General features: G+C 63.7%; 19 protein-coding genes and 4 tRNA genes. 20 read left to right on the top strand and 3 right to left on the bottom strand.

The genetic code is table 11. The annotated features are described in order from the left end of the window. The first annotated feature begins 6 nt into the window (after nt 1-6). The gene (gene tldD / locus U741_RS0102035; protein ID WP_029888829.1) at nt 7-1,455 is read left to right on the top strand and encodes a metalloprotease TldD; all 1,449 of its coding nucleotides are present in this window, start codon (nt 7-9) and stop codon (nt 1,453-1,455) included. A 6-nt stretch (nt 1,456-1,461) separates the two neighbouring features. Here the strand turns inward: tldD and U741_RS0102030 are convergent, their stop codons facing one another. Continuing rightward, nucleotides 1,462-2,472: an alpha/beta fold hydrolase gene (locus U741_RS0102030; RefSeq protein ID WP_052378403.1), complete on the bottom strand. Its 1,011-nt coding sequence runs from the start codon at nt 2,470-2,472 to the stop codon at nt 1,462-1,464. Then, nucleotides 2,472-3,365, bottom strand: coding sequence for an acyl-CoA thioesterase II (gene tesB, locus U741_RS0102025; RefSeq protein WP_029888827.1), 894 nt, complete (start codon nt 3,363-3,365; stop codon nt 2,472-2,474). Before tesB ends, U741_RS0102030 begins: the two co-directional genes overlap by 1 nt. Nucleotides 3,366-3,429: 64 nt before the next feature. Here tesB and U741_RS19125 point away from each other — a divergent pair, with 64 nt between their 5' ends. Next, complete coding sequence (locus U741_RS19125; RefSeq protein WP_029888826.1) at nt 3,430-3,696, top strand: hypothetical protein; 267 nt, start codon at nt 3,430-3,432, stop codon at nt 3,694-3,696. Then, on the top strand, nt 3,693-5,057 hold the full coding sequence (locus tag U741_RS0102015; protein WP_029888825.1) for an NAD-dependent succinate-semialdehyde dehydrogenase: 1,365 nt from the start codon (nt 3,693-3,695) through the stop codon (nt 5,055-5,057). Before U741_RS19125 ends, U741_RS0102015 begins: the two co-directional genes overlap by 4 nt. Before the next feature lie 23 nt (nt 5,058-5,080). Here the strand turns inward: U741_RS0102015 and U741_RS0102010 are convergent, their stop codons facing one another. Further along, complete coding sequence (locus U741_RS0102010; RefSeq protein ID WP_029888824.1) at nt 5,081-6,016, bottom strand: methyltransferase domain-containing protein; 936 nt, start codon at nt 6,014-6,016, stop codon at nt 5,081-5,083. Nucleotides 6,017-6,053: 37 nt separating this feature from the next. Between U741_RS0102010 and U741_RS0102005 the strand changes: the two genes are divergently transcribed. The 17 genes from U741_RS0102005 (at nt 6,054) to rpsG (ending at nt 24,576) form a co-directional block, all read left to right on the top strand. After that, nucleotides 6,054-6,731 (top strand): MOSC domain-containing protein, encoded by a 678-nt coding sequence (locus U741_RS0102005; RefSeq protein WP_052378953.1) that lies wholly within the window; start codon nt 6,054-6,056, stop codon nt 6,729-6,731. After that, nucleotides 6,728-9,178 carry an ATP-dependent helicase HrpB gene (hrpB, locus tag U741_RS0102000; protein WP_235199873.1) on the top strand — a complete coding sequence of 817 codons (2,451 nt, stop codon included), beginning with the start codon at nt 6,728-6,730 and terminating at the stop codon, nt 9,176-9,178. The genes U741_RS0102005 and hrpB overlap by 4 nt, the downstream gene beginning before the upstream one ends. A gap of 81 nt (nt 9,179-9,259) precedes the next feature. Further along, nucleotides 9,260-9,345 (top strand) — tRNA-Tyr (locus U741_RS0101995). Between the two features lie 173 nt (nt 9,346-9,518). Beyond that, a tRNA-Gly gene (locus tag U741_RS0101990) sits at nt 9,519-9,592 on the top strand. A 23-nt stretch (nt 9,593-9,615) separates the two neighbouring features. After that, nucleotides 9,616-9,691 (top strand) — tRNA-Thr (locus U741_RS0101985). A gap of 360 nt (nt 9,692-10,051) precedes the next feature. After that, nucleotides 10,052-11,248: an elongation factor Tu gene (tuf, locus tag U741_RS0101980; protein ID WP_029888810.1), complete on the top strand. Its 1,197-nt coding sequence runs from the start codon at nt 10,052-10,054 to the stop codon at nt 11,246-11,248. A gap of 92 nt (nt 11,249-11,340) precedes the next feature. Further along, nucleotides 11,341-11,416: transfer RNA gene (locus U741_RS0101975), tRNA-Trp, on the top strand. A 36-nt stretch (nt 11,417-11,452) separates the two neighbouring features. Then, nucleotides 11,453-11,839, top strand: coding sequence for a preprotein translocase subunit SecE (gene secE, locus U741_RS0101970; protein WP_029888821.1), 387 nt, complete (start codon nt 11,453-11,455; stop codon nt 11,837-11,839). Nucleotides 11,840-11,842: 3 nt separating this feature from the next. Beyond that, a complete protein-coding gene (nusG, locus tag U741_RS0101965; RefSeq protein ID WP_029888820.1) occupies nt 11,843-12,376 on the top strand; it encodes a transcription termination/antitermination protein NusG in 534 nt (177 codons plus the stop codon). Between the two features lie 208 nt (nt 12,377-12,584). Further along, the gene (rplK, locus tag U741_RS0101960; RefSeq protein WP_029888819.1) at nt 12,585-13,013 is read left to right on the top strand and encodes a 50S ribosomal protein L11; all 429 of its coding nucleotides are present in this window, start codon (nt 12,585-12,587) and stop codon (nt 13,011-13,013) included. 3 nt (nt 13,014-13,016) lie between these two features. After that, entirely contained in the window at nt 13,017-13,712 is a 696-nt protein-coding gene (rplA, locus tag U741_RS0101955; RefSeq protein ID WP_029888818.1) for a 50S ribosomal protein L1, read from the top strand. Between the two features lie 226 nt (nt 13,713-13,938). Continuing rightward, nucleotides 13,939-14,460: a 50S ribosomal protein L10 gene (rplJ, locus tag U741_RS0101950; RefSeq protein ID WP_029888817.1), complete on the top strand. Its 522-nt coding sequence runs from the start codon at nt 13,939-13,941 to the stop codon at nt 14,458-14,460. 60 nt (nt 14,461-14,520) lie between these two features. Further along, nucleotides 14,521-14,895 (top strand): 50S ribosomal protein L7/L12, encoded by a 375-nt coding sequence (rplL, locus tag U741_RS0101945; protein WP_029888816.1) that lies wholly within the window; start codon nt 14,521-14,523, stop codon nt 14,893-14,895. A gap of 165 nt (nt 14,896-15,060) precedes the next feature. Then, entirely contained in the window at nt 15,061-19,209 is a 4,149-nt protein-coding gene (rpoB, locus tag U741_RS0101940) for a DNA-directed RNA polymerase subunit beta (RefSeq protein WP_029888815.1), read from the top strand. Between the two features lie 52 nt (nt 19,210-19,261). Beyond that, on the top strand, nt 19,262-23,521 hold the full coding sequence (rpoC, locus tag U741_RS0101935; RefSeq protein WP_029888814.1) for a DNA-directed RNA polymerase subunit beta': 4,260 nt from the start codon (nt 19,262-19,264) through the stop codon (nt 23,519-23,521). A gap of 116 nt (nt 23,522-23,637) precedes the next feature. Continuing rightward, entirely contained in the window at nt 23,638-24,042 is a 405-nt protein-coding gene (gene rpsL / locus U741_RS0101930; RefSeq protein ID WP_029888813.1) for a 30S ribosomal protein S12, read from the top strand. Between the two features lie 60 nt (nt 24,043-24,102). Further along, nucleotides 24,103-24,576, top strand: a complete 474-nt coding sequence (rpsG, locus tag U741_RS0101925; RefSeq protein WP_029888812.1) for a 30S ribosomal protein S7 — start codon at nt 24,103-24,105, stop codon at nt 24,574-24,576. The last annotated feature ends 83 nt before the right edge of the window (nt 24,577-24,659 follow it).

Raw genomic sequence — 24,659 nt, 5'->3', positions numbered from 1 at the left:
GTTGCCATGTCCGATGCCCTGAGTTTTGCCCGTCCCCTGTTTCTGGGCCCTGCCGCGCTTGATGAGGCGGCGCTGCTGCGCGTGATGGGCAAGGTGCTCGGGCCGGGCGTGACCGGCGGTGACCTGTACTTTCAGCAGCGCGTCACGCGCAGCTGGGCGCTGGAAGACGGTGTGGTCAAATCGGGCAGCCACGACCGCGAACGCGGGGTGGGCATCCGCGCTATCAGCGGTGACCGCCAGGGCTTGGCGTATGCCGATGACATCGAACTCAAAGCCATGCTCGAGGCGGCCACCGCGGCCCGCGCCATCGTCGCTGACGGCGCCAGCGCCGCCGTACCGGTGCAGGTGCGGCCACAATCGACCCGCGCGCTGTACCCCGGCGATGATCCGCTGTCGGGCATCACCGCCGAGCAGCAACTGGACTTGTTGCGCCGTGCCGATGCCGCCGCGCGCGCCGCCGACCCGCGCGTTTACCAGGTGATGGTGCGCTTGGCTGCGCAGCACGACACCATCATGGTGCTTGATGCGCAGGGCCAGCTCAGCGCCGACGTGCGACCGTTGCTGCGGCTGGACGTGACGGTGATGATTGAACAAGGCACGCGCCGCGAGCAGGCGCATTCCGGCGGCGGCGGTCGCGATCATTTTTCCGGCCTGTTGGGTTCCGGGGAGCTGCCCGAGCAGATTGCCCGTGAGGCGGTGCGCCAGGCCGCCGTGCTGCTTGACGCGGTGCCGGCGCCGGCCGGCAGTCTGCCGGTGGTGCTCGGTCCCGGCTGGCCCGGCATTCTGTTGCACGAGGCGGTCGGCCATGGGCTGGAAGGCGACTTCAACCGCAAGGGCAGCTCGGTGTTCTCGGGTCGGGTCGGGCAAACCGTGGGCACGCCGCACTGCACGATTGTCGACGACGGCACGCTGCCGGGGCGCCGCGGCTCGCTGTCGATTGACGACGAGGGTACGCCGACGAACTGCACCGTGCTGATCGAAAACGGCGTGCTCACCGGCTACATGCAGGACCGCCTCAACGCCGGCCTGATGGGCGTGGCGCCGACCGGCAACGGTCGCCGCGAGTCTTACGCGCATCTGCCGATGCCGCGCATGACCAACACCTACATGCGCGCCGGGCCGCACGATCCGGGCGAGATCATCGCCTCGGTGAACAAGGGCCTTTACGCCGTCAGCTTTGGCGGCGGCCAGGTCGATATCACCTCGGGCAACTTCGTGTTCTCGGCCTCCGAGGCGTACCTGATCGAAAACGGCAAGGTCACCCGGCCGGTGAAGGGCGCCACCCTGATCGGCAACGGCCCCGACACCCTGCCGCGCATGAGCCTGATCGGTAACGATCTGGCGCTGGACGGCGGCGTCGGCATCTGCGGCAAGGACGGTCAGAGCGTGCCGGTGGGCGTCGGTCAACCGACGGTGCGCGTCGATGCCCTCACCGTGGGCGGCACGCAGGTTTGAGCAGGCTCAGGGCGCGCCGGCAGGGGCGGTGACCGAGGGGTCGGGCGCCGTTGGCGTGATCTCTTGCGCGGCCAGATTCGCCAGTTCATCGCGAAACGCGACGTAATCGGCGGCGCTGCCCTTGGGCGCTTCAACCATCGGCAAGTGGCCGATGTTGGACATGATTCTGAGCTGGCTGTTGGGCAGAAGCTTGCTGTAGACCACGCCGCCGGACACGTCGAGCACCCGGTCCTGATTGCCCCAGACAATCAGTGCCGGCACCGGATTGTCCTCGATCTGCGGCTCCATCCAGAAGGCTTCTTCGATCAATTCGTCGTAAATGCGCGTGTGCAGGGCGTGATGCTCGGCGGCGCGCTCGGCGAGATGGCGTTTGATCGGGCCGGGAATGAAGGGCGGCTCATGGAACACGAGATCAATCACCTGTCCGAAGGTCTCCGGACTGGATGAGGTGAGCAGGTTGCGGCCGGTCTCGCGGTGCACGCGGCGCACGTAGCTCTCGTTGGCCGAGAAGAGGCCGCCGGGTGCCAGCAGCCAGAGGCTGTCGACGCGCTCCGGGTAGAGCACGGCGAAGGCCGAGACGATCCAGCCGCCCATGCTGGAGCCCCCAAAGTGGGCGCTGCGAAGCTTCAGCGCATCCATGACCTGACCCAGCCGCTCGGTCTGCTGGCGGATGCCATAGTCGCCGTCGTCAGGCTTGCTGGACAGACCGAAGCCGGGCAGGTCGATGGCAATGACGCGGTAATGCGGCACCAGATATTTGGCGACGCGGGTGTAGTGATCCTTGTCGGCGCCGAAGCCATGCACCAGAACCAGCGGCGGACCCTCACCGCCCTGCAGCGTGGCGATCTCAAAGCCGGGAATCTGCAAGGTGACCGGCTTGAGCCCGGCGGCGCGGCGCTCGGCATTGGCCAGCAGATTGACGATCTGTTGCGGCGCAACCTGGGTCCAGACCACCAGGGTGACCAGCGCCGCGACGCTGAGGCCAATGGCGCCGAGTAACAAGCGTTTGAACCACATCAGGCGTGTTCCTTGCGGGCGTCGGGTCGGTGGCGCATCAGGCCTTCCTGGGCGACGCTGGCGACGAGGGTCCCGTCGCGGGTATAGATCAGGCCGCGCGTCATGCCGCGCGAGCCCTGGGCCGAGGGGCTGTCCATGCTGTAAAGCAGCCAGTCGTCGACGCGCGCGTCACGGTGAAACCACAGCGCGTGATCGAGGCTGGCGACCACCATGTCCGGTGAATACCACGAGCGACCGTGAGGCTTGAGTGCGGTGGCGATCAGGTTGAAGTCGCTGGCGTAGGCCAGCAGGCAGCGGTGCAACCAAGGTTCGTCCGGGAGCCGGGCGACGGCGCGGAACCAGATCTGGTTGCACGGCGGCGCGGCTTCCCGGTCGGCCAGAAACGGGTTGGCGGCAGACACCGGCCGAAACTCGATGGCCAGGGTCTGGGTCAGCATGTCGCGCATCCGCTGCGGCAGGTCCGGCACGGCCTTGAACCATTGCTCGCGCAACTCGTTGATCGGCGTCAGCGACTCGGGCGGCGGCACGTCGGGCATCGGCAGGTGGTGCTCAAAGCCGTCTTCGTCGATGTGGAACGACGCCATCATCGACAGGATGGGGCGGCCGTGCTGGATGGCCTGCACCCGTCGCGCCGAGAAGCTGCTGCCGTCACGCAGTCGGTCGACTTCGTAGACGATGGGCGCTTCCATGTCGCCAGGCAACAGAAAGTAGGCGTGCAGCGAGTGCGGGCGACGGCCTTCAACGGTGCGTGATGCAGCGACCATGGCCTGACCGATCACCTGGCCGCCGAAGACCGAATGGCCGCCCAGATCGCGAGAGGTGCCGCGAAACAGGTTGACTTCCAGGGACTCGAGATCAAGCTGATCGACCAGATCCTTCAGCTTTGGGGTCATGCAACGCTCCGCCAATCGGCAAACCGCAATTGTGAGGCATTCCACCCTGTCAGAACCAGCCGAGATGCCGTGTCGCGCCGGCTGTGCGGCCTGCTGTATCGCGCCGTCCATCAGTTCGCCGTTGCCCGGGCTGCCGTGGGGCAAGCCCGCAGGTATGCCGTGCCCGCACCTCACCCCGACCCTCGCCTGCGGCCTCTGGGGCGACCCGCGACGACCGGCGGTCTGTGCATCGCTGAAGCCCGAGCCCGTCATGTGCGGCAACTCGCGCGAGCAGGCGCTGGACTATTTGGCGACACTGGAGCGCGCCACCCAAACCGGACAACCGTCGTGAGCCTGCAGACCCGAAACCCCGCCACTGGCGATGTGCTGGACACCTACGCCGAACTTTCGCCCGCCGGCGTCAGCGCTGCCCTGGATCAGGCAGTGACCGCGCAGCGCCGCTGGCGGAGTCTGGGCTTTGCCAGGCGTGCGGCCGGCCTGAGCGCCGTTGCTGAAGCCTTGGAAGCCCGCGCCGACGACCTCGCCCGACTGATGGCGCTGGAGATGGGCAAACCGCTGGCGCAGGGCGTGGCCGAGTGCAAAAAATCGGCGGGTGCCTGTCGCTATTACGCCGAGAACGCCGAGGCGCTTTTGGCCGACGAGGCCGTCACCGTCGACAGCGGCAGCGCGGCCGTGACGCACGCGCCCTTGGGGGTGATTCTGGGAATCATGCCGTGGAATTTTCCGCTGTGGCAGGTGCTGCGCTTTGTTGCGCCAACCTTGATGGCGGGCAATACGGTGCTGATCAAGCATGCCCCCAACGTCACCGGCACGGCGCTGGCGCTGGCGCGGTTGTTTGATGACGCGGGTCTGGGCGAAGGGGTTTACACCGCGTTGGTGATTGATCTTGAGCCAACGGCACAAGTGATTGCTGACCCGCGCGTGGCGGCGGTGTCGCTCACCGGCAGCGTGCGCGCGGGCCGCGCGGTGGCCGCGCAGGCCGGTCAGGCGGTGAAGAAGTGTGTGTTGGAGCTTGGGGGCTCTGACGCCTACGTGGTGCTCGATGATGCCGACATCGACCTCGCTGCCACGGCCTGCGTGAACTTCCGGCTGGTCAACGCCGGGCAGAGCTGCATTGCCGCCAAGCGCTGGATCGTCACCCACGCCGCGCGCCCTGCGTTCGAGGCGGCGGTGCGCGTCCGGCTTGCCGAGCAGGTCGTCGGCGACCCCTTCGACAGCGCCACCACGGTGGGGCCGATGGCGCGCGATGATCTGCGGGAACAACTGCACGATCAGGTGCAGGCCAGCATCGCGGCCGGCGCGCGCTGCACGCTGGGCGGCGTGCTGCCTGCGGGCACGGGCAGCTATTACCCGGTGACCCTGCTCACCGACCCGCCGCCGGGCAGTGCCGCGTACGCCGACGAGCTGTTTGGCCCGGTGGCGACGCTGATCGAAGCAGCCGACGCCGAGGCGGCACTGCAAATTGCCAACGACACGGTTTATGGCTTGGGCGGTGCGGTGTTTTCACGCGACCTTGAGACCGCCGAGGCTTTTGCCCGGCAGATGCACTGCGGTGCCGTCGGCATCAATCGCGCGGTGGTGTCGGATCCGCGTTTGCCGTTCGGTGGCATTGGCCACAGCGGTTATGGCCGCGAGTTGTCGCGTCACGGGCTGATGGAGTTCGTCAACGTCAGGGCCATCATGCGGGCCTGACGCGCTGCGAAGGCTTGCTCGCGTCAGGCCAGCAGACGTCCGCGAAAGCTGTCCAGGCTCTGCTCGCCGAGGCGCTTTCCGGCGCGTCGGTGGGTGATGCGCCACTGCAGTCGCAGGCCGACCTCGGGCCGGGTGTCGCTGGTCAGCGTCACCTGTAGCTCGTCGCCGGCCTCGATGGTCACGGCGTCCAACAGCGGCAAGTAGACCTGGTCCCAGTGCGTGGCGGTCGCGTCCGGGGCCGTGCTGATGTCGATGCCCGGCGCCAGGGTGCACACCCACCACAAGGCCAGTCCATGGACGGTTTGTGCGGCGGGCGTAAAACGCACCTGCTGTTGGCGACGGCTGTTGACGATGGGCGCCTTGGGCGAAAAGTCGAGGTCGTCCCAAAGCACGCCGGGTGCGGCGAGTTGCGTGGGCAGGATGCGCCGCACGTAAAGGTTGTTGAGGCTGATCTGGCGCGCCGCGTCGAGGTCGAGCCCGAAGCCAACGCTGCCCCACAGGTCAATGTCCTGCTGCAGCGTGGGGTCGCCGGTCGGCGCGACGAACTGCTGCAACCGGCACGGCAGGATGACGCCGCCGGGTTTGAGGTAGCGACGCGCGTCCATCAGGGTTTCCAGCAGGCCTTCTTCAAGCGCGTAGTTGCCCAGCGTTTCGGAGATGACCAGATCAACCTTCGGCGGGTTGGCAATCTCGCCGGAATGGGCATTGCTGAACTGCAGGCCGGTGATGCCGTTGGCACGCGCCAGTGTCTGGGCCAGCGCCAGCGCCTCGCTGTACTCGATGAGGTGGCAATGTTTGGCCCCGAGCTGCCGGGCGAGAAACGACAGAAAGCCGGTCCCGGCGCCCAGGTCGGCCACGGTGGTTTTTCCGGGGGTGATGCACTGTTCAAGCGCCGCATGAAAGGCCTGGTTGCGGCCGGCGTCGCCCAACAGCTTGCGGTGCAGTTCAATCTCGCTCATGGCCGCAATTGTCCGCGATTCAGGGGAAAATGCCGACATGTCGAACCTGAAACTTGCCCCCGTGACGCCGCTGGTCTTTGCTGGCCGCGTGCAAGCCATGCCGGGCGATGGCCGGCCCACGGCGATCTTCAAGCAGCCGCTGCGCGGTGAAATCGAGATCACGCCGCTCGGCATCGTCGGCGATCATCAGGCCGATCTGAAGAACCACGGCGGCCCTGAAAAAGCCGTGCACTTTTATCCCGCAGATCGCTACGCGCTGTTGGCAGCGAACTTCGACGCGGTGGCCGACGCGATGCAGCCCGGCGCCATGGGCGAGAACCTGAGTGCGGCGGGCGTCGACGAGCATGACGTGTGCATTGGCGATGTCTTTGCCTTCGGCGCTGCGCGGCTGCAAGTCTGCCAACCGCGCACACCGTGCTGGAAGATTGATGCGCGGCACGGGGTCGACGGCATGGCCGCGTTCATCGAGCAACGCGGGATTGCCGGTTGGTATTACCGGGTGTTGGTGCCCGGCCGCGCGCAGGTTGGGGCGGCCCTGACCCTGGACAGCCGTGAGACGGACGCGATCAGCGTTGCCGACTTTTCCGCCCTGCGCGGCATCACCCGCCCCGATCTGGCGTTGTTGCAACGGCTGGTCGACCTGCCGGCGCTGGCCTCAGACTGGCGCCGCCGACTGCACAAACGGCTGGTCTGGCTGCGCGAGCACGGCGGGTGAGGCTGCCCGATTTGCCCGTCGGCGAGGTGTTGCCCGCCTTGGCCGACACGCTCGCGACGTCGATGTCGGCGGTGCTGTGCGCGCCGCCGGGTTCGGGAAAGACCACGCTGGTGCCGCTGGCGCTGCTCGATGCGCCGTGGCTGGCGGGCCAGTCGATCATCGTGCTCGAACCGCGCCGTGTCGCAGCGCGCGCCGCCGCCGCGCGTATGGCGCAGTTGTGCGGTGAGGCGGTGGGTCAGACCGTTGGGTATCAGGTGCGTTTTGACCGAAAGATCGGTCCGCGCACCCGGGTTGAAGTGCTCACCGAAGGCCTGCTCACCCGCCGCCTGCAGGCCGACCCTGAGCTGCCGGGCGTCGGGCTGGTGATCTTCGACGAGTTCCACGAGCGCAGCCTGGAGGCCGATCTGGCCTTGGCGCTGACCGCCGACGCACGCGCCAATCTGCGCACCGATCTGCGGGTGTTGGTGATGTCGGCGACGCTCAATGCCGAACGGGTTTCCGCGCTGTTGGGCGACGCGCCGGTGGTGCGTAGCGACGGGCGCATGTATCCGGTGTCGGTTGTTTACCGGCCCACGACCGCGCCGCTGGCGGAAGCCGTTGCCGCCGCCGCGCTGAGTGCGCTGGCAGATGACGCGGGCGACATCCTCGCGTTTCTGCCGGGTGCCCGAGAGATTCGGGATGCGCAGAATCTCATTGAGACGCGCGCCGGTGGCGCGGTGCGCGTTTATCCGCTGTATGGCGCGCTGGACGCCGCCGCCCAGGATGCCGCGCTGCAGCCGGACCCGAACGGCGCGCGCAAGGTGATCCTGGCCACCAACATTGCCCAGACCAGCCTCACGGTGGAGGGCGTCACCTCTGTCATCGACGGCGGCTGGGTACGCGCCGCCGAGTACGACCTGGCGTCTGGCGCCGACCGTCTGGTGACCCGCCGCATCTCGCGCGCGGCCGCCGAGCAGCGCGCCGGCCGGGCCGGTAGGTTGGGTCCGGGCCGGGTGATTCGTCTGTGGTCGCAGGATCAGCAGGGCGCGCTCGCCGGGTTTGACGCGCCCGAAATCCAGCAGGTTGATCTGAGTCGCTTCGCGCTCGAACTCGCCGTTTGGGGGCTGCGCCCCGAGGATGCTGCGCTGCTCGATGCGCCGCCGGCACCCGCCTGGGCGGTGGCGCAGGGGCTGCTGCACGGCATTGCGGCGCTGGATGAAACCGGGCGCGCCACGACGCTGGGACAGGCACTGCTCAAAGTGCCTGCCGCGCCGCGCCAGGCCGCCCTGCTGCACCGTGCGCAGCAGCAGGGTCTGGGTGAGGTTGCGGTGTGGTTGGTCGCCGTGCTGGATGAGGGCGAGGCCGGTCACGATCTTGGCGAGGCGGTGACGCGCTTCATGCAGGGTCGCGCGCCTGCCCCGGCGCAGCGACGGGTGCGTGAGACGGTTCGGCAACTGGCGCAGCGACTGAAGCTGACGCCCGCCACGCACGCTGAAGAGCGCGACCTGGCGAGGCTGATCGCGTTTGCCTACCCGGAGCGCATCGCCCAGCGGCGCGGAGAGGCGGTTGGCGTCTTTCGCTGTGCCGACGGACGCGAACTGCGGGTGCACGGCGCTTCGCCGCTGGCGCAGGCCTCGTGGCTGGCCGTCGCACACTGGGATCCGGGCCCGCCGCGCAAGCTGCGCAGCGGCTTGGTCATTGACGAGGCGACGCTGCGTGCCGACTTCGCCGATCAATTGGTGACGGACGACGCGGTCAGTTGGGATCCGCGAGCCGAAGCGGTGCGCACGTCCGAGCAGACGCGCTTGGGCGCACTGGTGCTGGACGAGCGGCCCGGCCGGCCGGCCGCGAACCGTATTGCTGACGGCGTGCTCGCCGGCATCAGCCAGTTGGGGTTGGAGGTGCTGCCGTGGACGCCGGCGTTGAGACAGTGGCAGGCGCGGGTGCTGTGTTTGCGTGCGTGGCAGCCCGAAGCCGGGTGGCCGGATGTGAGTGATGAGGTGCTCTCGGCGTCGCTCGCCGATTGGCTGCGGCCGTTTCTCGATGGCGTGAGTCGCCGCACGCAGTTTGATCGAATCGCCCTGGACGATGCCTTGGCGGCGCTGCTCGACTATCCCGCCCAGCAGGCCTTGCAACGGCTGGCGCCGACCCACCTGACCGTCCCGAGTGGCCATTCACACCGGCTGCATTACGCGGTTGGTGCGCCGCCGGTGCTGGAGGTGAAGCTGCAGGAAATGTTTGGCGCGCAGCGGTCGCTGACGGTCTGTGATGGCCGCATCCCTGTTTTGCTGCACCTGCTGTCCCCGGCGCGACGGCCGGTGGCGGTCACGCAGGACATTGAGGGCTTCTGGAAGGCCGGGTATCTCGACGTGCGCAAAGACCTGCGCGGACGGTATCCCCGACACCCCTGGCCGGAGGACCCGGCCGGCGCCTTGCCGACCGCCCGAGCCAAACCCAGAGGCACCTGAGTGAAAAACGTGTTGACTCCACCGGAGTCACCGTGAACAATAGTGGGCTTCGTCGAACGCATCGCGTCTGACGGGGCGGATGGAGGGATACTCAAGCGGCCAACGAGGGCAGACTGTAAATCTGCTGGCTAACGCCTACGTAGGTTCGAATCCTACTCCCTCCACCACACAGGATTCTGCGGTAACCGGTTGGGTGCGGCGGGAGTAGTTCAATGGGTGAGGGCGCCCGAGTATGCAAACGTCCAGTGGACGTTTGCAGGGCAACCGAACGACCGGCAGGACGCCGGGCGGACCCAGGTGAGCAGGATGCCCATCGAGCGATTGACGCGTGCAGTGAGTGGCGGGAGTAGTTCAATGGTAGAACTTCAGCCTTCCAAGCTGATAGCGCGGGTTCGATTCCCGTCTCCCGCTCCAGCTGGTTGAAGACAGTTTTATTTGCCCACATAGCTCTAGTGGTAGAGCGCACCCTTGGTAAGGGTGAGGTCATCAGTTCGAATCTGATTGTGGGCACCAAATTCGCAGCAAGTGGCAACGGTTGGCTCAATCAGGGTCGAACTGATGACCTCAAAAACAAGAGGTCCATCGCTTTTGATGTTTGGCCGTAGGCCAAACATTGGTTCGAATCTGATTGTGGGCACCAAATTCGTAGCAAGTGGCAATGGTTGGCTCAATCAGGGTCGAACTGATGACCTCAAAGACAAGAGGTCCATCGCTTTTGATGTTTGGCTGCGGGCCAAACATGGGTTCGAATCTGATGGAGGTCAGCCGATGAGCGGCAAATGGTGGTTCAGCGGTCCAAGCAGAGCGAGCCTTGCTCGCTTTTCGTGTTTTTCAGTCCCGCGTGCGCGGGCATACCTCTAAAGAAGAGTAAAGATGGCAAAGGAAAAGTTTGAGCGTACGAAGCCGCACGTGAACGTGGGGACGATTGGTCACGTTGACCATGGCAAGACCACGACGACGGCGGCACTGACCAAGATTAGCGCTGACAAGTTTGGCAACACCAAGTACGTCGCGTACGACGAAGTGGCCAAGGCCTCTGAATCACAGGGACGTCGCGACTCCACCAAGATCCTCACCATTGCCACCTCACACGTGGAATACGAAACCGACGCACGGCACTACGCCCACGTCGACTGCCCGGGCCACGCCGACTACGTCAAGAACATGATCACCGGCGCTGCGCAGATGGACGGCGCCATCCTGGTCGTGTCCGCCACTGACGGCCCCATGCCGCAGACCCGCGAGCACGTGCTGCTGGCCAAGCAGGTCAACGTCCCCAAGATCGTCGTCTGGCTCAACAAGTGCGACCTCATCGACGACCCCGAGCTGCTCGAACTCGTCGAAATGGAAGTGCGCGAACTGCTCGGCAAATACGGCTTTGACGCCGACAACACCCCCGTCATCCAGGGCTCGGCCACCAAAGCCATCTCCGGCGACCCCGAATGGATTGCCAAGCTCGAGAGCCTGTACAGCGCCCTCGACACCTGGATCCCCGAACCCGAGCGTGAAGTCGACAAACCCTTCCTGCTGCCCGTGGAAGACGTCTTCTCCATCTCCGGCCGCGGCACCGTGGCCACCGGTCGTATTGAACGCGGCCTGGTCAAGGTTGGCGAAGAAGTCGAAATTGTCGGCATTCGCGACACCGCCAAGACCATCGTCACCGGCGTCGAAATGTTCCGCAAGCTGCTCGACCAGGGCCAGGCAGGCGACAACGTTGGCCTGCTGCTGCGCGGCACCAAGAAAGAAGACATTGAACGCGGCCAGGTGCTCTGCAAGCCCGGCAGCATCAAGCCACACGACCAGTTCGAAGGCGAGGTGTACATCCTCACCAAGGAAGAAGGCGGTCGTCACACGCCGTTCTTCAAGGGCTACCGTCCGCAGTTCTACTTCCGCACCACCGACGTCACCGGTGCCTGCGAAATTGAACAGGAAATGGTCATGCCCGGCGACAACATCCAGATGAAGGTTGAGCTGATCAACCCCATCGCCATGGAAGAAGGCGTACGTTTCGCCATCCGCGAAGGCGGTCGCACCGTCGGCGCCGGCGTGGTGACGAAAATCGTCAAGTGATTGCTGATTGACTTAAGGGGCGCGGAGCCATAAACTCCGCGCCCCTTTTGCATTTGCAAGGCGGCGCGCTGTGGTTTCAGGCGCGGGATATTAGGGCAGTAGCTCAACTGGTAGAGCGGCGGTCTCCAAAACCGCAGGTTGGGGGTTCGACACCCTCCTGCCCTGCCAACCTGACCCGGTTGGCCATCGAAAAATTTAGGCGATATGGACTCCCACAACAGCGATCAAACAGCCGGTTCCGCACGCGACACGGCGATCATCATTGCGGCAGTCGCCCTGCTGATTGGCGGGCTCGCAGCTTTCTACACGGTCGCGGCAACCCAGCCGGCGGTGGTCAAGGCGATCCTGATTCTCGGTTCGGTAGGCGCGGCACTGGGCCTGCTTTATCTCACCGCCATGGGCCGTTCGTTGTGGGGCTACGTGACCGGGGCGCGCGTTGAACTTCGCAAGGTCATCTGGCCGACGCGTCAGGAGGCCGTGCAAGCCACGCTGATGATCGCGGTCGTGGTGCTGATCATGTCCCTGCTGCTGTGGGGTCTTGATTCACTTTTGTTCTGGGCCGTCGGTCTGCTGACCGGCCGCGGAGGTTAACGCATGACCATGCGCTGGTATGTGGTGCAGGCGTATTCGCAGTACGAAAACAGCGTGATGAAGGCGCTGCGTGAGCGCATTGCGCGCAACGGCCTAGAGGCCTTGTTTGGCGACATCCTGGTGCCGACCGAAGAGGTCGTTGAAATCAAGGACGGCGTCAAGCGCATGACCGAGCGGAAGTTTTTCCCCGGTTACGTGCTGGTGCAGATGGACATGAACGAGGAAAGCTGGCACCTCGTCAAATCCACGCCCAAGGTGCTGGGCTTTATCGGCGGCACGCCGGACAAGCCGCAGGCGATCTCTGACCGTGAGGCCGAGAAAATCCTCAACCGGGTCACCGAATCGGTCGAAAAGCCGCGTCCGAAGACGTTGTTCGATCCGGGCGAGTCAGTACGCGTCAAGGAAGGCCCGTTTGCCGACTTCAGCGGCGTGGTCGAAGAAGTCAATTACGAGAAGTCGCGCCTGCGGGTGGCGGTGCTCATCTTCGGGCGGTCAACGCCCGTCGAGCTGGAATTCTCGCAGGTCGAGAAAGGGTGAGCTGATGCGAGTGAGCGAATGTCCACTGGACATTCGCTGCATCAGCGAACGCCCGGGCACGGATGCCCGGGCCGGGCTTTCTCATTGAGATGAAGTCGCGCCACGGATGGCCGCAGAACGTTTTTAGAGGTAGCCCAGTTGCTCCACAAGGCGACTGGATTAATACACCGGGGAGCCGCGAGGCGCTTGCACCCACCAAGGAGTTGTCATGGCAAAGAAAGTATCGGCCTACATCAAGCTGCAGATTCCTGCAGGCAAGGCCAACCCGGCGCCGCCGGTCGGTCCGGCGCTCGGTCAGAACGGCGTGAACATTATGGAATTCTGCAAGCAGTTCAATGCGGCCACGCAGAAGCTGGAGCCGGGCCTGCCGACGCCGGTGGTCATCACGGTCTATTCCGACCGTTCCTTCACCTTCATCACCAAGACGCCGCCGGCGTCAACGCTGATCAAGAAGGCTGCGGGCCTGACCTCGGGCAGCTCCAACCCGAACACCAAGAAGGTCGGCACCATCACGCAGGCGCAGGTTGAAGAAATCGCCAAGCAGAAAATGCCGGACCTCAACGCGGGCTCGCTGGAAACGGCGTGCCTGATGATCGCGGGCTCCGCCCGTTCCATGGGTGTCGAGGTCGAGGGCTAAGTCATGGCAAAAATCAGCAAACGTCAGAAGGCACTCGTTGGCAAGGTTGACGCCGCCAAGGTCTATTCCCTGGATGAAGCGGTGACCCTGCTCAAGGACGTTGCCACGGCCAAGTTCACCGAATCGGTGGACATGTCGGTCAACCTCGGCATTGATGCCCGCAAGTCCGACCAGAACGTTCGTGGCTCCACCGTGCTGCCGCACGGTAACGGTAAAACCGTACGCGTCGCCGTGTTCACCCAGGGCGCTAAGGCCGAAGAAGCCAAGGCGGCCGGTGCCGACGAAGTGGGCATGGAAGACCTCGCCCAGAAAATGAAGGACGGCGACCTGAACTTCGGTGTCGTCATTGCATCGCCGGACGCCATGCGCGTGGTTGGCAGCTTGGGCCAGGTGCTCGGTCCGCGCGGCCTGATGCCCAACCCCAAGACCGGCACCGTCACCCCCGACGTGGTCACGGCGGTCAAGAATGCCAAGTCGGGTCAGGCGCGTTTCCGCACCGACAAGGCCGGCATCGTCCATTGCGCCATCGGCTCGGCCGGTTTCGACAAGGACAAGATCGTCGAAAACCTCGCGGCTGTCGTGCGTGACTTGCGCAAGGCCAAGCCGGCAACGTCAAAGGGCGTTTACATCAAGAAAGTGACCCTGTCGACGACCATGGGTCCCGGCATCCGCGTCGACGTGTCGTCGCTGCCGGAATGATTCAAGGGCGCGGGCCTCTAAAGGGTCCGCGCCAACTTAACTTTGTAGTGCGGCGGCAAGCCGCACCGTCAAAGACCGCCAGTGGAGTGGTGGCGCACTCCTTAAAGATCGCCTGATCGCTTGCGTAGATGGAATGTCAGTGGCCCTCAAAAGCCCTGGCATTTGTTCGGGACCCCAGGTTTGCGGAATGGAACCCGAGGTCCCTTTGCTCCAGGAGATGATTGGAATGGCACTCAGACTGCATGACAAGAAAGCCCTGGTTGCGGAAGTCAATGAAATTGCCCAGAAGGCCCTGTCCGCGGTTGCAGCGGAATATCGGGGACTGACGGCGGTCAAGTTTGATGCGCTGCGTGCCAAGGCACGGGAACAGAACATCTACCTGCACGTGGTCAAGAACTCTCTGGCCCAGCGCGCGGTTGCCGGCACCGAATTCGAGTGCCTGACGCCCAAGCTGGTGGGGCCGCTGGTGCTGGGATTCTCGCTAGAGGATCCGGGTGCCGTGGGCCGCGTGATCAAAGACTTCGCGAAAGACAACGACAAGCTCGTGGTCAAGGCGATTGCGGTTGGCGGCACCCTTTACGGTGCTGAAGACCTCGACCGTTTGGCCACGTTGCCGACCAAGGAACAGGCGATTGCCCAGCTGCTCGGGATGCTCAATGCACCCATCAGCACCTTCGTTCGCACGCTTGCCGAACCTGCTGCCAAGGTCACCCGCGCAGTCAAGGCCGTGGCCGACTCACGCGGCTAGGTTTTCTCGCATCCGCATACCGCGTATTTCGCACTACACCTGTAATTTGGAGTTTTAAACATGGCAACGAAAGAAGAGATTCTCGACGCAATCGGCAACATGTCCGTGCTGGACGTGGTTGACCTCGTCAAGATGATGGAAGAGAAGTTTGGCGTGTCGGCTGCTGCCCCCGTGGCTGCTGCTGCTGGCCCGGCCGCTGCAGCTGCAGTGGTTGAAGAGCAGACCGAGTTCAACGTGATTCTGGCCGGCATTGACCCCGCCAAGAAGGTTTCGGTGATCAAGGTCGTTCGTGAAATCACCGGTCTGGGCCTCAAAGAAGCCAAGGACCTGGTTGAAGGCGCGCCGCAGACCGTCAAAGAAGGCGCCGACAAGGCCACTTCTGACGATCTGAAGAAGAAGATTGAAGAAGCCGGCGGCAAGGTCGAGCTGAAGTAAGCGCGATTTTGAGCCTATTTGACGGCTTTTAGTGTGACGCAGGCTGGGGGCCTCAAGCCCCCGGCCTGTTGCTGTTGCGCGAACCCAAACCTTTGAGCGATCTCAAAGGTTTGGGTTTGAGACGTGATCTGCGCCGTTAGGCGCGACTGATTTAAGAGGGTTCCGATGGCCTACTCGTTGACCGAGAAAAAGCGCATCCGCAAGGATTTCAGCAAGCTGACCGAGACGCTGGAAATTCCTTTCCTGCTCGCCACGCAGATTGATTCGTATCGGAAGTTTCTGCAAGCCGATACCCCGCCGTCCAAGCGCAAGGACAGCGGTCTGCAGGCATCCTTCAAGTCGGTTTTCCCGATGGTGTCGTACAACAACGCTGCGGCGTTGGAGTTCGTCAAATACCGTCTCGACGAGCCGGTCTTCGAAGAAAAGGAATGTCGCGTTCGCGGCATGACCTATGCGGCGCCGCTGAAGGTGACGGTGCGCTTGGTGATCTTTGATCGTGAATCGAAAGAAAAGCGCATCAAGGATGTACGCGAGCAGGAGGTTTATCTGGGCGAGATGCCGCTGATGACCGACCACGGCACGTTCATCACCAACGGCACCGAGCGTGTCATCGTCAGCCAGTTACACCGCTCGCCCGGTGTCTTTTTTGACCACGACAAGGGCAAAACGCACAGCTCCGGCAAGCTGCTGTATTCGGCGCGCATCATTCCGTACCGCGGCTCTTGGCTCGATTTCGAGTTCGACCCCAAGGACAACGTCTTCGCCCGTATCGACCGTCGCCGCAAGCTGCCGGTCACCATCGTGCTGCGCGCGCTGGGCTACAACAACGAAGAAATGCTGGCGATGTTCCACGAAGAGAGCGTCTTCAAGCTGCAGAACGACGGCGCCACCTTCGACTTCGTGCCCGAGCGCCTGAAGGGCGAAAAGGCACAGTTCGACATCACCCATGACGGCAAGATTCTGGTCGATCAGGGCAAGCTGATCACCGCACGCCACATCAAGCTCATCGAGCAAGCCGGCCTCAAGGTGCTCGATGTGCCGGACGCCTATCTGGTTGGCCGTATCGTCGCCCGTAATCTTGTTGACGCCGAGACCGGCGAGATCATTGCCGCCGCCAACGTCGAGCTCGACGAGGAGCTGCTGGCCAAGCTGCGCGCTGCGAGCATCACCGAACTGCCGGTGCTTTACGTCAATGACGTGGACAAAGGGCCGTACATCAGCACCACGCTGAACATCGACCCAACCCGCACCAAGCTGGAAGCGCTGGTCGAGATCTACCGCATGATGCGTCCCGGCGAACCGCCGACCAAAGACGCTGCCGAAACGCTGTTCAACACCATGTTTGCCAGCCCCGACAAGTACGACCTGTCGGCGGTGGGCCGCATGAAGTTCAACCGCCGCCTGCGCCGTGAAGATGTCGAAGGCCCGGCAGTGGTTTACGACGGCAAGCTGTTCAGCAGCTTCAACGACGAGTTCAGCAAGAAACTGGTCGCCACCTATGGCCCGGATCACTCCGACATCGTCGAAGTCATTCGCGAAATTATCGCCATCCGCAATGGCGAGCAGCAGACCGACGACATCGATCACCTCGGCAACCGCCGCATCCGTGCCGTCGGTGAGATGACCGAAAACGTCTTCCGCACCGGTCTGGTGCGCGTCGAGCGCGCGGTGCGTGAACGCCTGGCGTTGGCCGAGGCCGACAACCTGTTCCCGCAGGACCTGATCAACGCCAAGCCGGTGGCCGCCGCGATCAAGGAGTTCTTCGGCTCCAGCCAGCTGTCGCAGTTCATGGACCAGAACAACCCGCTCTCCGAGATCACCCACAAGCGTCGCGTTTCGGCACTTGGGCCGGGCGGTTTGACGCGTGAGCGCGCGGGCTTCGAAGTCCGTGACGTGCACCCCACGCACTATGGTCGTGTCTGCCCCATTGAAACGCCTGAAGGCCCGAACATCGGTCTGATCAACTCGCTGGCCTGCTACGCCCGCACCAACGATTACGGTTTCCTCGAAACCGCGTATCGCAAGGTCAACGACGGCAAGGTCACCGAAGAGGTCGAGTACCTGTCGGCGATTGAAGAAGGCCGTTACGTCATCGCCCAGGCCAACTCGGTGCTGGATGACAAAAAGCAGTTCGTTGCCGACCTCGTCGCCGTGCGTTTCCAGAACGAGTTCACGATGATGTCGCCCGACAAGGTCCAGTACATGGACGTGTCACCGCGCCAGATCGTGTCGGTGGCTGCGGCGCTGATCCCGTTCCTGGAACACGATGACGCCAACCGCGCCCTCATGGGCTCGAACATGCAGCGTCAGGCGGTGCCGACCTTGAAGACCGAAAAGCCGTTGATCGGCACCGGCATGGAACGCCGCGTTGCGGTCGACTCCGGCAACGCCCTCACTGCCAAGCGCGGCGGCGTGGTCGACAAGGTTGATGCCTCACGTATCGTCATCCGTGTTCACGACGAAGAAACCGTGGCGGGTGAAGCGGGCGTGGACATCTATGGTCTCGTCAAATACACCCGCTCGAACCAGAACACCTGCATCAACCAGAAACCGGTCGTCAAGCCCGGTGACGTGGTGGCGCGCGGTGACGTGGTGGCAGATGGTCCGTCAACCGATCTCGGTGAACTGGCGCTGGGGCAGAACATGCTCATCGCCTTCATGCCCTGGAACGGCTACAACTTTGAAGACTCGATTCTCATTTCCGAGCGGGTCGTTGAAGAAGACCGCCTGACCACGATTCACATCGAGGAAATGACCTGTGTGGCCCGCGAAACCAAGCTGGGCACCGAGGAAATCACCGCCGACATTCCCAACGTCAACGAGAGCGCGCTGCGCAAGCTCGACGAGTCGGGCATCGTCTACATCGGCGCCGAAGTGAAAGCCGGTGACATCCTCTGCGGCAAGGTCACGCCCAAGGGCGAGACCCAGCTCACGCCGGAAGAAAAGCTGTTGCGCGCCATCTTCGGTGAGAAGGCCAGCGACGTGAAGGACACGTCCCTGCGCGTACCCGCCGGGATGGACGGTACGGTGATCGACGTGCGCGTCTTCACCCGCGACGGCGTGGCCAAGGATGCCCGTGCGCTGTCCATCGAAGAGGCCGAGCTGGCCGAGGTCCGCAAGGACTTGAACGACCAGCAACGCATCTTTGAAGACGACATCTATGATCGTCTGGCCAAGCTGCTCGACGGTCAGGTCGCCGATGGCGGCCCCAACAAGCTGAAGAAGGGCGCGACGGTCGATGCCGACTATCTCACCAGCGTCGAGCGTGACAAGTGGTTTGAAATTCGCCTGCGTGACGAGTCGGCCCAGGGCCAGCTTGAAGCCGCTGCCAAGCAGCTCAAGGACCAGCGCTCGTTCTTCGACAAGCGCTACGACGACAAGAAACGCAAGATCACCGCCGGTGACGAGCTGTCGCCGGGTGTGTTGAAAATGGTCAAGGTGTATCTGGCCGTGCGTCGCCGCATTCAGCCGGGTGACAAGATGGCCGGCCGTCACGGCAACAAGGGCGTGATCTCGCAGATCGTGCCGGTCGAAGACATGCCGCACATGGCCGATGGTACCCCCGTCGATATCGTGCTCAACCCGCTGGGCGTGCCGTCGCGCATGAACATCGGTCAGCTGTTGGAAGTGCACCTGGGCTTCGCCGCCAAGGGGCTGGGCCGCAAGATCGACGGCATGCTGCAGTCGCAGCGTGCCGTGGCCGAGATTCGCAGCTTCCTCGAGAAGGTCTACAACTCGGGTCGTGGTCTGCGCGAGGTCAAGCTCGACAGCTTCAGCGATGCCGAGGTGTTGACCTTGGCCGGCAACCTGGTCGACGGGGTGCCGATGGCCACGCCGGTGTTCGACGGCGCCGACGAAGCCGAGATTCGCGAGCTGCTGGAATTGGCCGATCTGCCCGTCAGCGGCCAGGTCGACCTCGTCGACGGCCGAACTGGCGAGAACTTCTCGCGGCAGGTCACGGTCGGCTACATGTACATGCTCAAGCTCAACCACCTGGTCGACGACAAGATGCACGCGCGCTCGACCGGTCCGTACTCGCTGGTCACGCAGCAGCCGCTGGGTGGCAAGGCGCAGTTCGGTGGTCAGCGCTTCGGCGAAATGGAAGTCTGGGCGCTGGAAGCCTACGGTGCGGCCTACACCCTGCAGGAAATGCTGACGGTGAAGTCCGACGACACCACCGGCCGCACCCGCATGTACAAATCGATTGTCGACGGTGACCACCGCATGCACGCCGGGATGCCCGAGTCGTTCAACGTGTTGGTCAAGGAAATCCGTTCCATCGGCCTCAACATCGAACTGGAGCAGAACTCGTGACGTGAGGTTTTAACGCCTCACGCCCCACGTCTTACTTCTCACGAGAATTGTCATGAAAGAACTGTTCAACCTGCTACGCGGTCCGGCCGACGAAGTCGAAGATTTCGACGCGATCAAGATCGGCCTGTCATCGCCCGAGACCATCCGTTCCTGGTCGTTCGGCGAGGTCAAGAAGCCGGAAACCATCAACTACCGCACCTTCAAGCCGGAGCGTGACGGGCTGTTCTGCGCCAAGATTTTCGGGCCCATCAAGGACTACGAATGTCTGTGCGGCAAGTACAAGCGCCTCAAGCATCGCGGTGTGGTTTGCGAAAAATGCGGCGTTGAAGTCACCGTTGCCAAGGTGCGCCGTGAGCGCATGGGCCACATTGACCTCGCCTGCCCGGTCGCCCACATCTGGTTCCTGAAGTCGCTGCCCAGCCGTATTGGCTTGCTGCTCGACATGCCGCTGCGTGCCATTGAGCGGGTGCTGTATTTCGAAGCCCACGTGGTGGTCGATCCCGGCATGACGCCGCTGGAGCGCGGTCAGTTGATGACCGAAGAGGACTACCTCAACGCCGTTGAGCAGTACGGCGATGAGTTCGACGCCCGCATGGGCGCCGAAGCCGTGCTCGACCTGCTGAAAGGTATCGACCTGGCCGCCGAAACCGTGCGCATGCGCGAAGACCTCGCCGCCACCGGCTCGGAAACCAAGATCAAAAAGATCGGCAAGCGCCTCAAGCTGATCGAATACTTCCAGAACTCCACCAACCGTCCGGAATGGATGGTGATGACGGTGCTGCCAGTGTTGCCGCCGGACCTGCGTCCGCTGGTGCCGCTGGACGGTGGCCGGTTCGCGACTTCCGATCTCAACGATCTGTACCGCCGCGTCATCAACCGCAACAACCGCCTGAAGCGTCTGTTGGAACTGACCGCGCCGGACATCATCGTCCGCAACGAAAAGCGCATGCTGCAAGAGTCGGTGGACGCGCTGATCGACAACGGTCGCCGTGGCCGTGCCATCACCGGCACCAACAAGCGTCCGCTCAAGTCGCTGTCCGACATGATCAAGGGCAAGCAAGGCCGCTTCCGCCAGAACCTGCTCGGCAAGCGCGTCGACTATTCCGGCCGTTCGGTCATCGTGGTGGGCCCAACGCTCAAGCTGCATCAGTGCGGCCTGCCCAAGAAGATGGCGCTGGAGCTGTTCAAGCCGTTCGTGTTCTCGCTGCTGCAGCGCAAGGGGCTCGCCACCACCATCAAGATGGCCAAGAAGATGGTCGAGCGCGAAGAGGCCGAGGTCTGGGATTGCCTGGAAGAGTGCATCAAGGAGCATCCGGTGATGCTCAACCGTGCGCCGACCCTGCACCGCCTCGGCATTCAGGCCTTTGAACCGCTGCTGATCGAAGGCAAGGCCATCAACTTGCATCCGCTCGTCTGCACGGCGTTCAACGCCGACTTCGACGGTGACCAGATGGCCGTGCACGTGCCGCTGAGCCTCGAAGCCCAGCTTGAAGCGCGCGTGCTGATGATGGCGTCGAACAACATCCTGTCGCCGGCCTCCGGCGATCCGATCATCGTGCCGTCGCAGGACGTCGTGCTCGGGCTGTACTGGATGAGCCGCGAGCGCATCAACGCCCAGGGCGAAGGCCTGATCTTCTCCGACGTCGGTGAAGCGCGTCGCGCCTACGACAACAACGAAGCCCACTTGCATGCGCGCATCAAGGTGCGTCTGCGTGACTTCGAAGACAACGGCGACGAAGTCTTCCGCCTCACCGAGACCACCATCGGCCGGGCCCTGCTGTCTGAAATTCTGCCCGACGGCATTCCGTTCTCGGTCATCAACAAGACGCTGACCAAGAAAGAAGTCTCGAAGGTCATCAACTACGTCTACCGCAAGGCCGGCACCAAGGACACCGTGGTGTTCGCCGACCAGCTGATGTACACCGGCTTCCGCATGTCGACCAAGGCGGGCATCAGCTTCTGCCTCGACGACATCATCATCCCGGACGAAAAGAAAGCACTGCTCGAAGCCGCCGAAGGCAAGGTCAAGGAAATCGACGACGAGTACAGCGCCGGTTTGACCACCCAGGGTGAGCGTTACAACCGCGTGGTCGACATCTGGTCGCGCGCCAACGACGACATCTCGAAGGCGATGATGACCCGTATCGGCACCGAGCCGGTGGTGAACAAGGAGGGCAAGGAGGTTCGCCAGCCGTCGTTCAACAGCGTGTTCATGATGGCCGACTCGGGTGCCCGCGGTAGCGCGGCACAGATTCGTCAGCTCGCCGGTATGCGCGGCCTGATGGCCAAGCCCGACGGCTCGATCATTGAAACGCCGATCACCGCGAACTTCCGCGAAGGTCTCGACGTGTTGCAGTACTTCATCTCCACCCACGGGGCCCGTAAAGGTCTGGCCGACACCGCGCTGAAAACCGCCAACTCGGGTTACCTGACGCGTCGTCTGGTCGATGTGGCGCAGGACGTGGTGGTCACCGCCGATGATTGCGGCACCGACCAGGGCCTGCTGATGATGCCCATCGTCGAAGGCGGCGATGTGCTCGAACCGCTGCGCGACCGCGTGCTGGGGCGTGTGGTGCTGCGCGACATCTGCAAGCCCGGCACCGATGAAGTGATCATCGAATCCGGTGTGCTGCTCGACGAGCAGGCGGTGGAAAATCTCGAAGCCAACAGCGTCGACGAAGTGTGGGTACGCTCCCCCATCACCTGCGAACTGCCGTTCGGCATCTGCGCCAAGTGCTACGGCCGCGATCTGGCCCGTGGTCACCGCGTCAACATCGGTGAAGCGGCCGGCGTCATCGCCGCGCAGTCCATCGGTGAGCCGGGCACGCAGCTGACCATGCGTACCTTCCACGTGGGGGGCGCGGCGTCTCGTGCCGCCTCTGCCGAGGGCGTTGACGCCCGCGCGGCCGGTACGGTGCGTGTGCACAACCTCAAGACCGTGACCAACAAGGACAACTTGCTGGTGGCCGTGTCGCGCTCCGGTGAGGTGGGTGTCATCGACGCCAACGGCCGCGAGCGTGAGCGCTACAAGATTCCTTATGGCGCCACCATTCTGGTGCGTGACGGCGACGAAGCCGCGGCAGGCCAGAAGCTGGCCAAGTGGGACCCGCACACCCATCCCATCGTGTCGGAAATCGCCGGTTTCGTGAAGTTTGAAGATTTCAATGAAGGCGTCACCGTGACCCGCGAATCGGACGTCCTCACCGGCGTGACCACACTGGTCATCACCGATCCCAAAGGCCGCGGTTCGGCCGCCAAGGACCTGCGCCCGATGATCCGTCTGGTGGACGTGGAGGGTGATCAGCTCAGCTTCCCCGGCACCGACATCCCGGCGGCGTACGCGCTGCCGCCCAAGGCGGTCATCATCGTTGAAGACGGTGATGAAGTGACCATGGGGTCGTTCATTGCCCGTATTCCGCAGGAAGCCTCGAAGTCACGCGACATCACCGGCGGTTTGCCGCGCGTCGCCGACTTGTTCGAAGCCCGCAAGCCCAAGGAGCCGGCGGTGCTGGCCGAGGCCACCGGGACCATCAAGTTCGGCACCGCCACCAAGGGCAAGCAGCGCGTCAAGATTGTCCAGGCCGATGGTGAAGAAACCGAAATTCTGGTGCCGAAGTGGATCGACATCCGCGTCTTCGAAGGGGAATCCGTCGAACGCGGTGAACAGATCTCCGATGGCGAACCCAGCCCGCACGACATCCTGCGTTTGAAGGGCGTGACCGATCTGGCCAACTATCTGGTCAAGGAAATCCAGGACGTCTACCGCCTGCAGGGCGTGCGCATCAATGACAAGCACATCGAGACGATCATTCGCCAGATGCTGCGCAAGGTCGAGATCGGCGAGCCGGGTGACACCCGCTTCCTCCAGGGCGAGCAGGTCGAGGTGTTCCAGGTCTTGGCCGAGAACAAGAAGGTGCAGGCCACCGGGGGTCGCGCAGCGCGCTACCAGCGGCAGCTCTTGGGCATCACCAAGGCCAGCCTGTCCACCGAGTCGTTCATTTCGGCGGCGTCGTTCCAGGAGACCACCCGCGTGCTCACCGAGGCCTCGGTGCGCGGTTCGCGCGACGAGCTGCGTGGCCTCAAGGAAAACGTTATCGTCGGGCGCCTGATTCCGGCGGGCACCGGTTTGGCTTATCACGAGCAGCGGCGCCGTGCCCGTGGCGGCAGCCTGCTGGCCGATCTGCAGTCGCGTGCGCTGTCCAGCACCGGCAGCTTTGACCCGGCGGCCGGTGATCGTTTGGTGCGCCCGGTTGAGGCCTCTACCGCCGACGAAGAAGGGGGCAGCGATGCCCCCGAGAGCGACGAAGGTTGAGGCGCCAAGCGGTTTGACTCCCATACGGCGCGCCAGTATGATGCGCGCCCTTTTTCCCGACGGACCCAGCATGCCGGGTCCGTCTTCTCTTTAGACAAGCCGGGAAGTATTAGAACGTGCCAACCATCAACCAACTCGTGCGTCACGGCCGTGTCCGCACCGTCGAAAAAAGCAAGGTGCCAGCGCTTGGCGGCTCGCCGCAAAAGCGCGGCGTTTGCACCCGCGTGTACACCACGACGCCGAAAAAGCCGAACTCCGCGTTGCGCAAAGTGTGCAAAGTGCGCCTGACCAACGGCTTCGAAGTGATTTCCTACATCGGCGGCGAAGGCCACAACCTGCAGGAGCACTCGGTGGTCATGATTCGTGGCGGTCGCGTAAAAGACCTTCCCGGTGTGCGCTATCACACCGTGCGCGGTGCGCTCGACTGCGCCGGTATCGACAAGCGTCGCCAAGGCCGGTCCAAGTACGGCGCCAAGCGGCCCAAGCCGGGCGCGCAGCCCGCAGCCGGCAAGAAGAAGTAACGCGATTGCGTCATCCCCGCCGCGAAGGCGGGAGCTCAAAGTCACAGGAAAACCCAAGTCATGTCACGTCGTCGCACACCCGAAAAACGCGTCATTCTTCCCGACCCCAAGTTCAAGAGCGAACTGCTGACCAAGTTCATGAACATGATCATGGAAGATGGCAAGAAGGCCGTCGCCGAAAAGATCGTCTACGGCGCGCTGGACACCATCGCCGACAAGCGTAAAACCGACGAGCCGCTGGAAGTGCTCAAGGCCGCGTTTGAAAACGTTGCGCCCGCGGTCGAAGTCAAATCGCGTCGTGTTGGTGGTGCCACCTACCAGGTGCCGATCGAAGTCCGCGCGTCACGCAAGTCAACCTTGGCGATGCGCTGGATCATCGACGCCTCGCGCGCCCGTGGTGAGCAGGGCATGACCAGCCGTCTGGCGGCCGAATTGCTGGACGCCTCCGAGCAGCGCGGCGCCGCAGTCAAGAAGCGCGAAGACACGCACCGCATGGCCGAAGCCAACAAGGCGTTCTCGCACTTCCGCTGGTAAGCCGGCACCCGCTCCGCACCTGCGGGTGCGGGACGGGGTGTGCCCGAAACGCATTTTCCATCTGATTCAAGCCTAGAGGATTT

Source organism: Polycyclovorans algicola TG408 (assembly GCF_000711245.1).
Taxonomy (GTDB): Bacteria; Pseudomonadota; Gammaproteobacteria; order Nevskiales; family Nevskiaceae; genus Polycyclovorans; species Polycyclovorans algicola.
This window is presented reverse-complemented; position numbering and strand designations above follow the sequence as displayed.

Coding starts and splice junctions, on each gene's coding strand:
- tldD (WP_029888829.1), top strand. CDS start 7: ATGTCCGATGCCCTGAGTTTTGCCCGTCCCCTGTTTCTGGGCCCTGCC.
- U741_RS0102030 (WP_052378403.1), bottom strand. CDS start 2,472: ATGTGGTTCAAACGCTTGTTACTCGGCGCCATTGGCCTCAGCGTCGCG.
- tesB (WP_029888827.1), bottom strand. CDS start 3,365: ATGACCCCAAAGCTGAAGGATCTGGTCGATCAGCTTGATCTCGAGTCC.
- U741_RS19125 (WP_029888826.1), top strand. CDS start 3,430: ATGCCGTGTCGCGCCGGCTGTGCGGCCTGCTGTATCGCGCCGTCCATC.
- U741_RS0102010 (WP_029888824.1), bottom strand. CDS start 6,016: ATGAGCGAGATTGAACTGCACCGCAAGCTGTTGGGCGACGCCGGCCGC.
- U741_RS0102005 (WP_052378953.1), top strand. CDS start 6,054: ATGTCGAACCTGAAACTTGCCCCCGTGACGCCGCTGGTCTTTGCTGGC.
- tuf (WP_029888810.1), top strand. CDS start 10,052: ATGGCAAAGGAAAAGTTTGAGCGTACGAAGCCGCACGTGAACGTGGGG.
- secE (WP_029888821.1), top strand. CDS start 11,453: ATGGACTCCCACAACAGCGATCAAACAGCCGGTTCCGCACGCGACACG.
- nusG (WP_029888820.1), top strand. CDS start 11,843: ATGACCATGCGCTGGTATGTGGTGCAGGCGTATTCGCAGTACGAAAAC.
- rplK (WP_029888819.1), top strand. CDS start 12,585: ATGGCAAAGAAAGTATCGGCCTACATCAAGCTGCAGATTCCTGCAGGC.
- rplA (WP_029888818.1), top strand. CDS start 13,017: ATGGCAAAAATCAGCAAACGTCAGAAGGCACTCGTTGGCAAGGTTGAC.
- rplJ (WP_029888817.1), top strand. CDS start 13,939: ATGGCACTCAGACTGCATGACAAGAAAGCCCTGGTTGCGGAAGTCAAT.
- rplL (WP_029888816.1), top strand. CDS start 14,521: ATGGCAACGAAAGAAGAGATTCTCGACGCAATCGGCAACATGTCCGTG.
- rpoB (WP_029888815.1), top strand. CDS start 15,061: ATGGCCTACTCGTTGACCGAGAAAAAGCGCATCCGCAAGGATTTCAGC.
- rpoC (WP_029888814.1), top strand. CDS start 19,262: ATGAAAGAACTGTTCAACCTGCTACGCGGTCCGGCCGACGAAGTCGAA.
- rpsG (WP_029888812.1), top strand. CDS start 24,103: ATGTCACGTCGTCGCACACCCGAAAAACGCGTCATTCTTCCCGACCCC.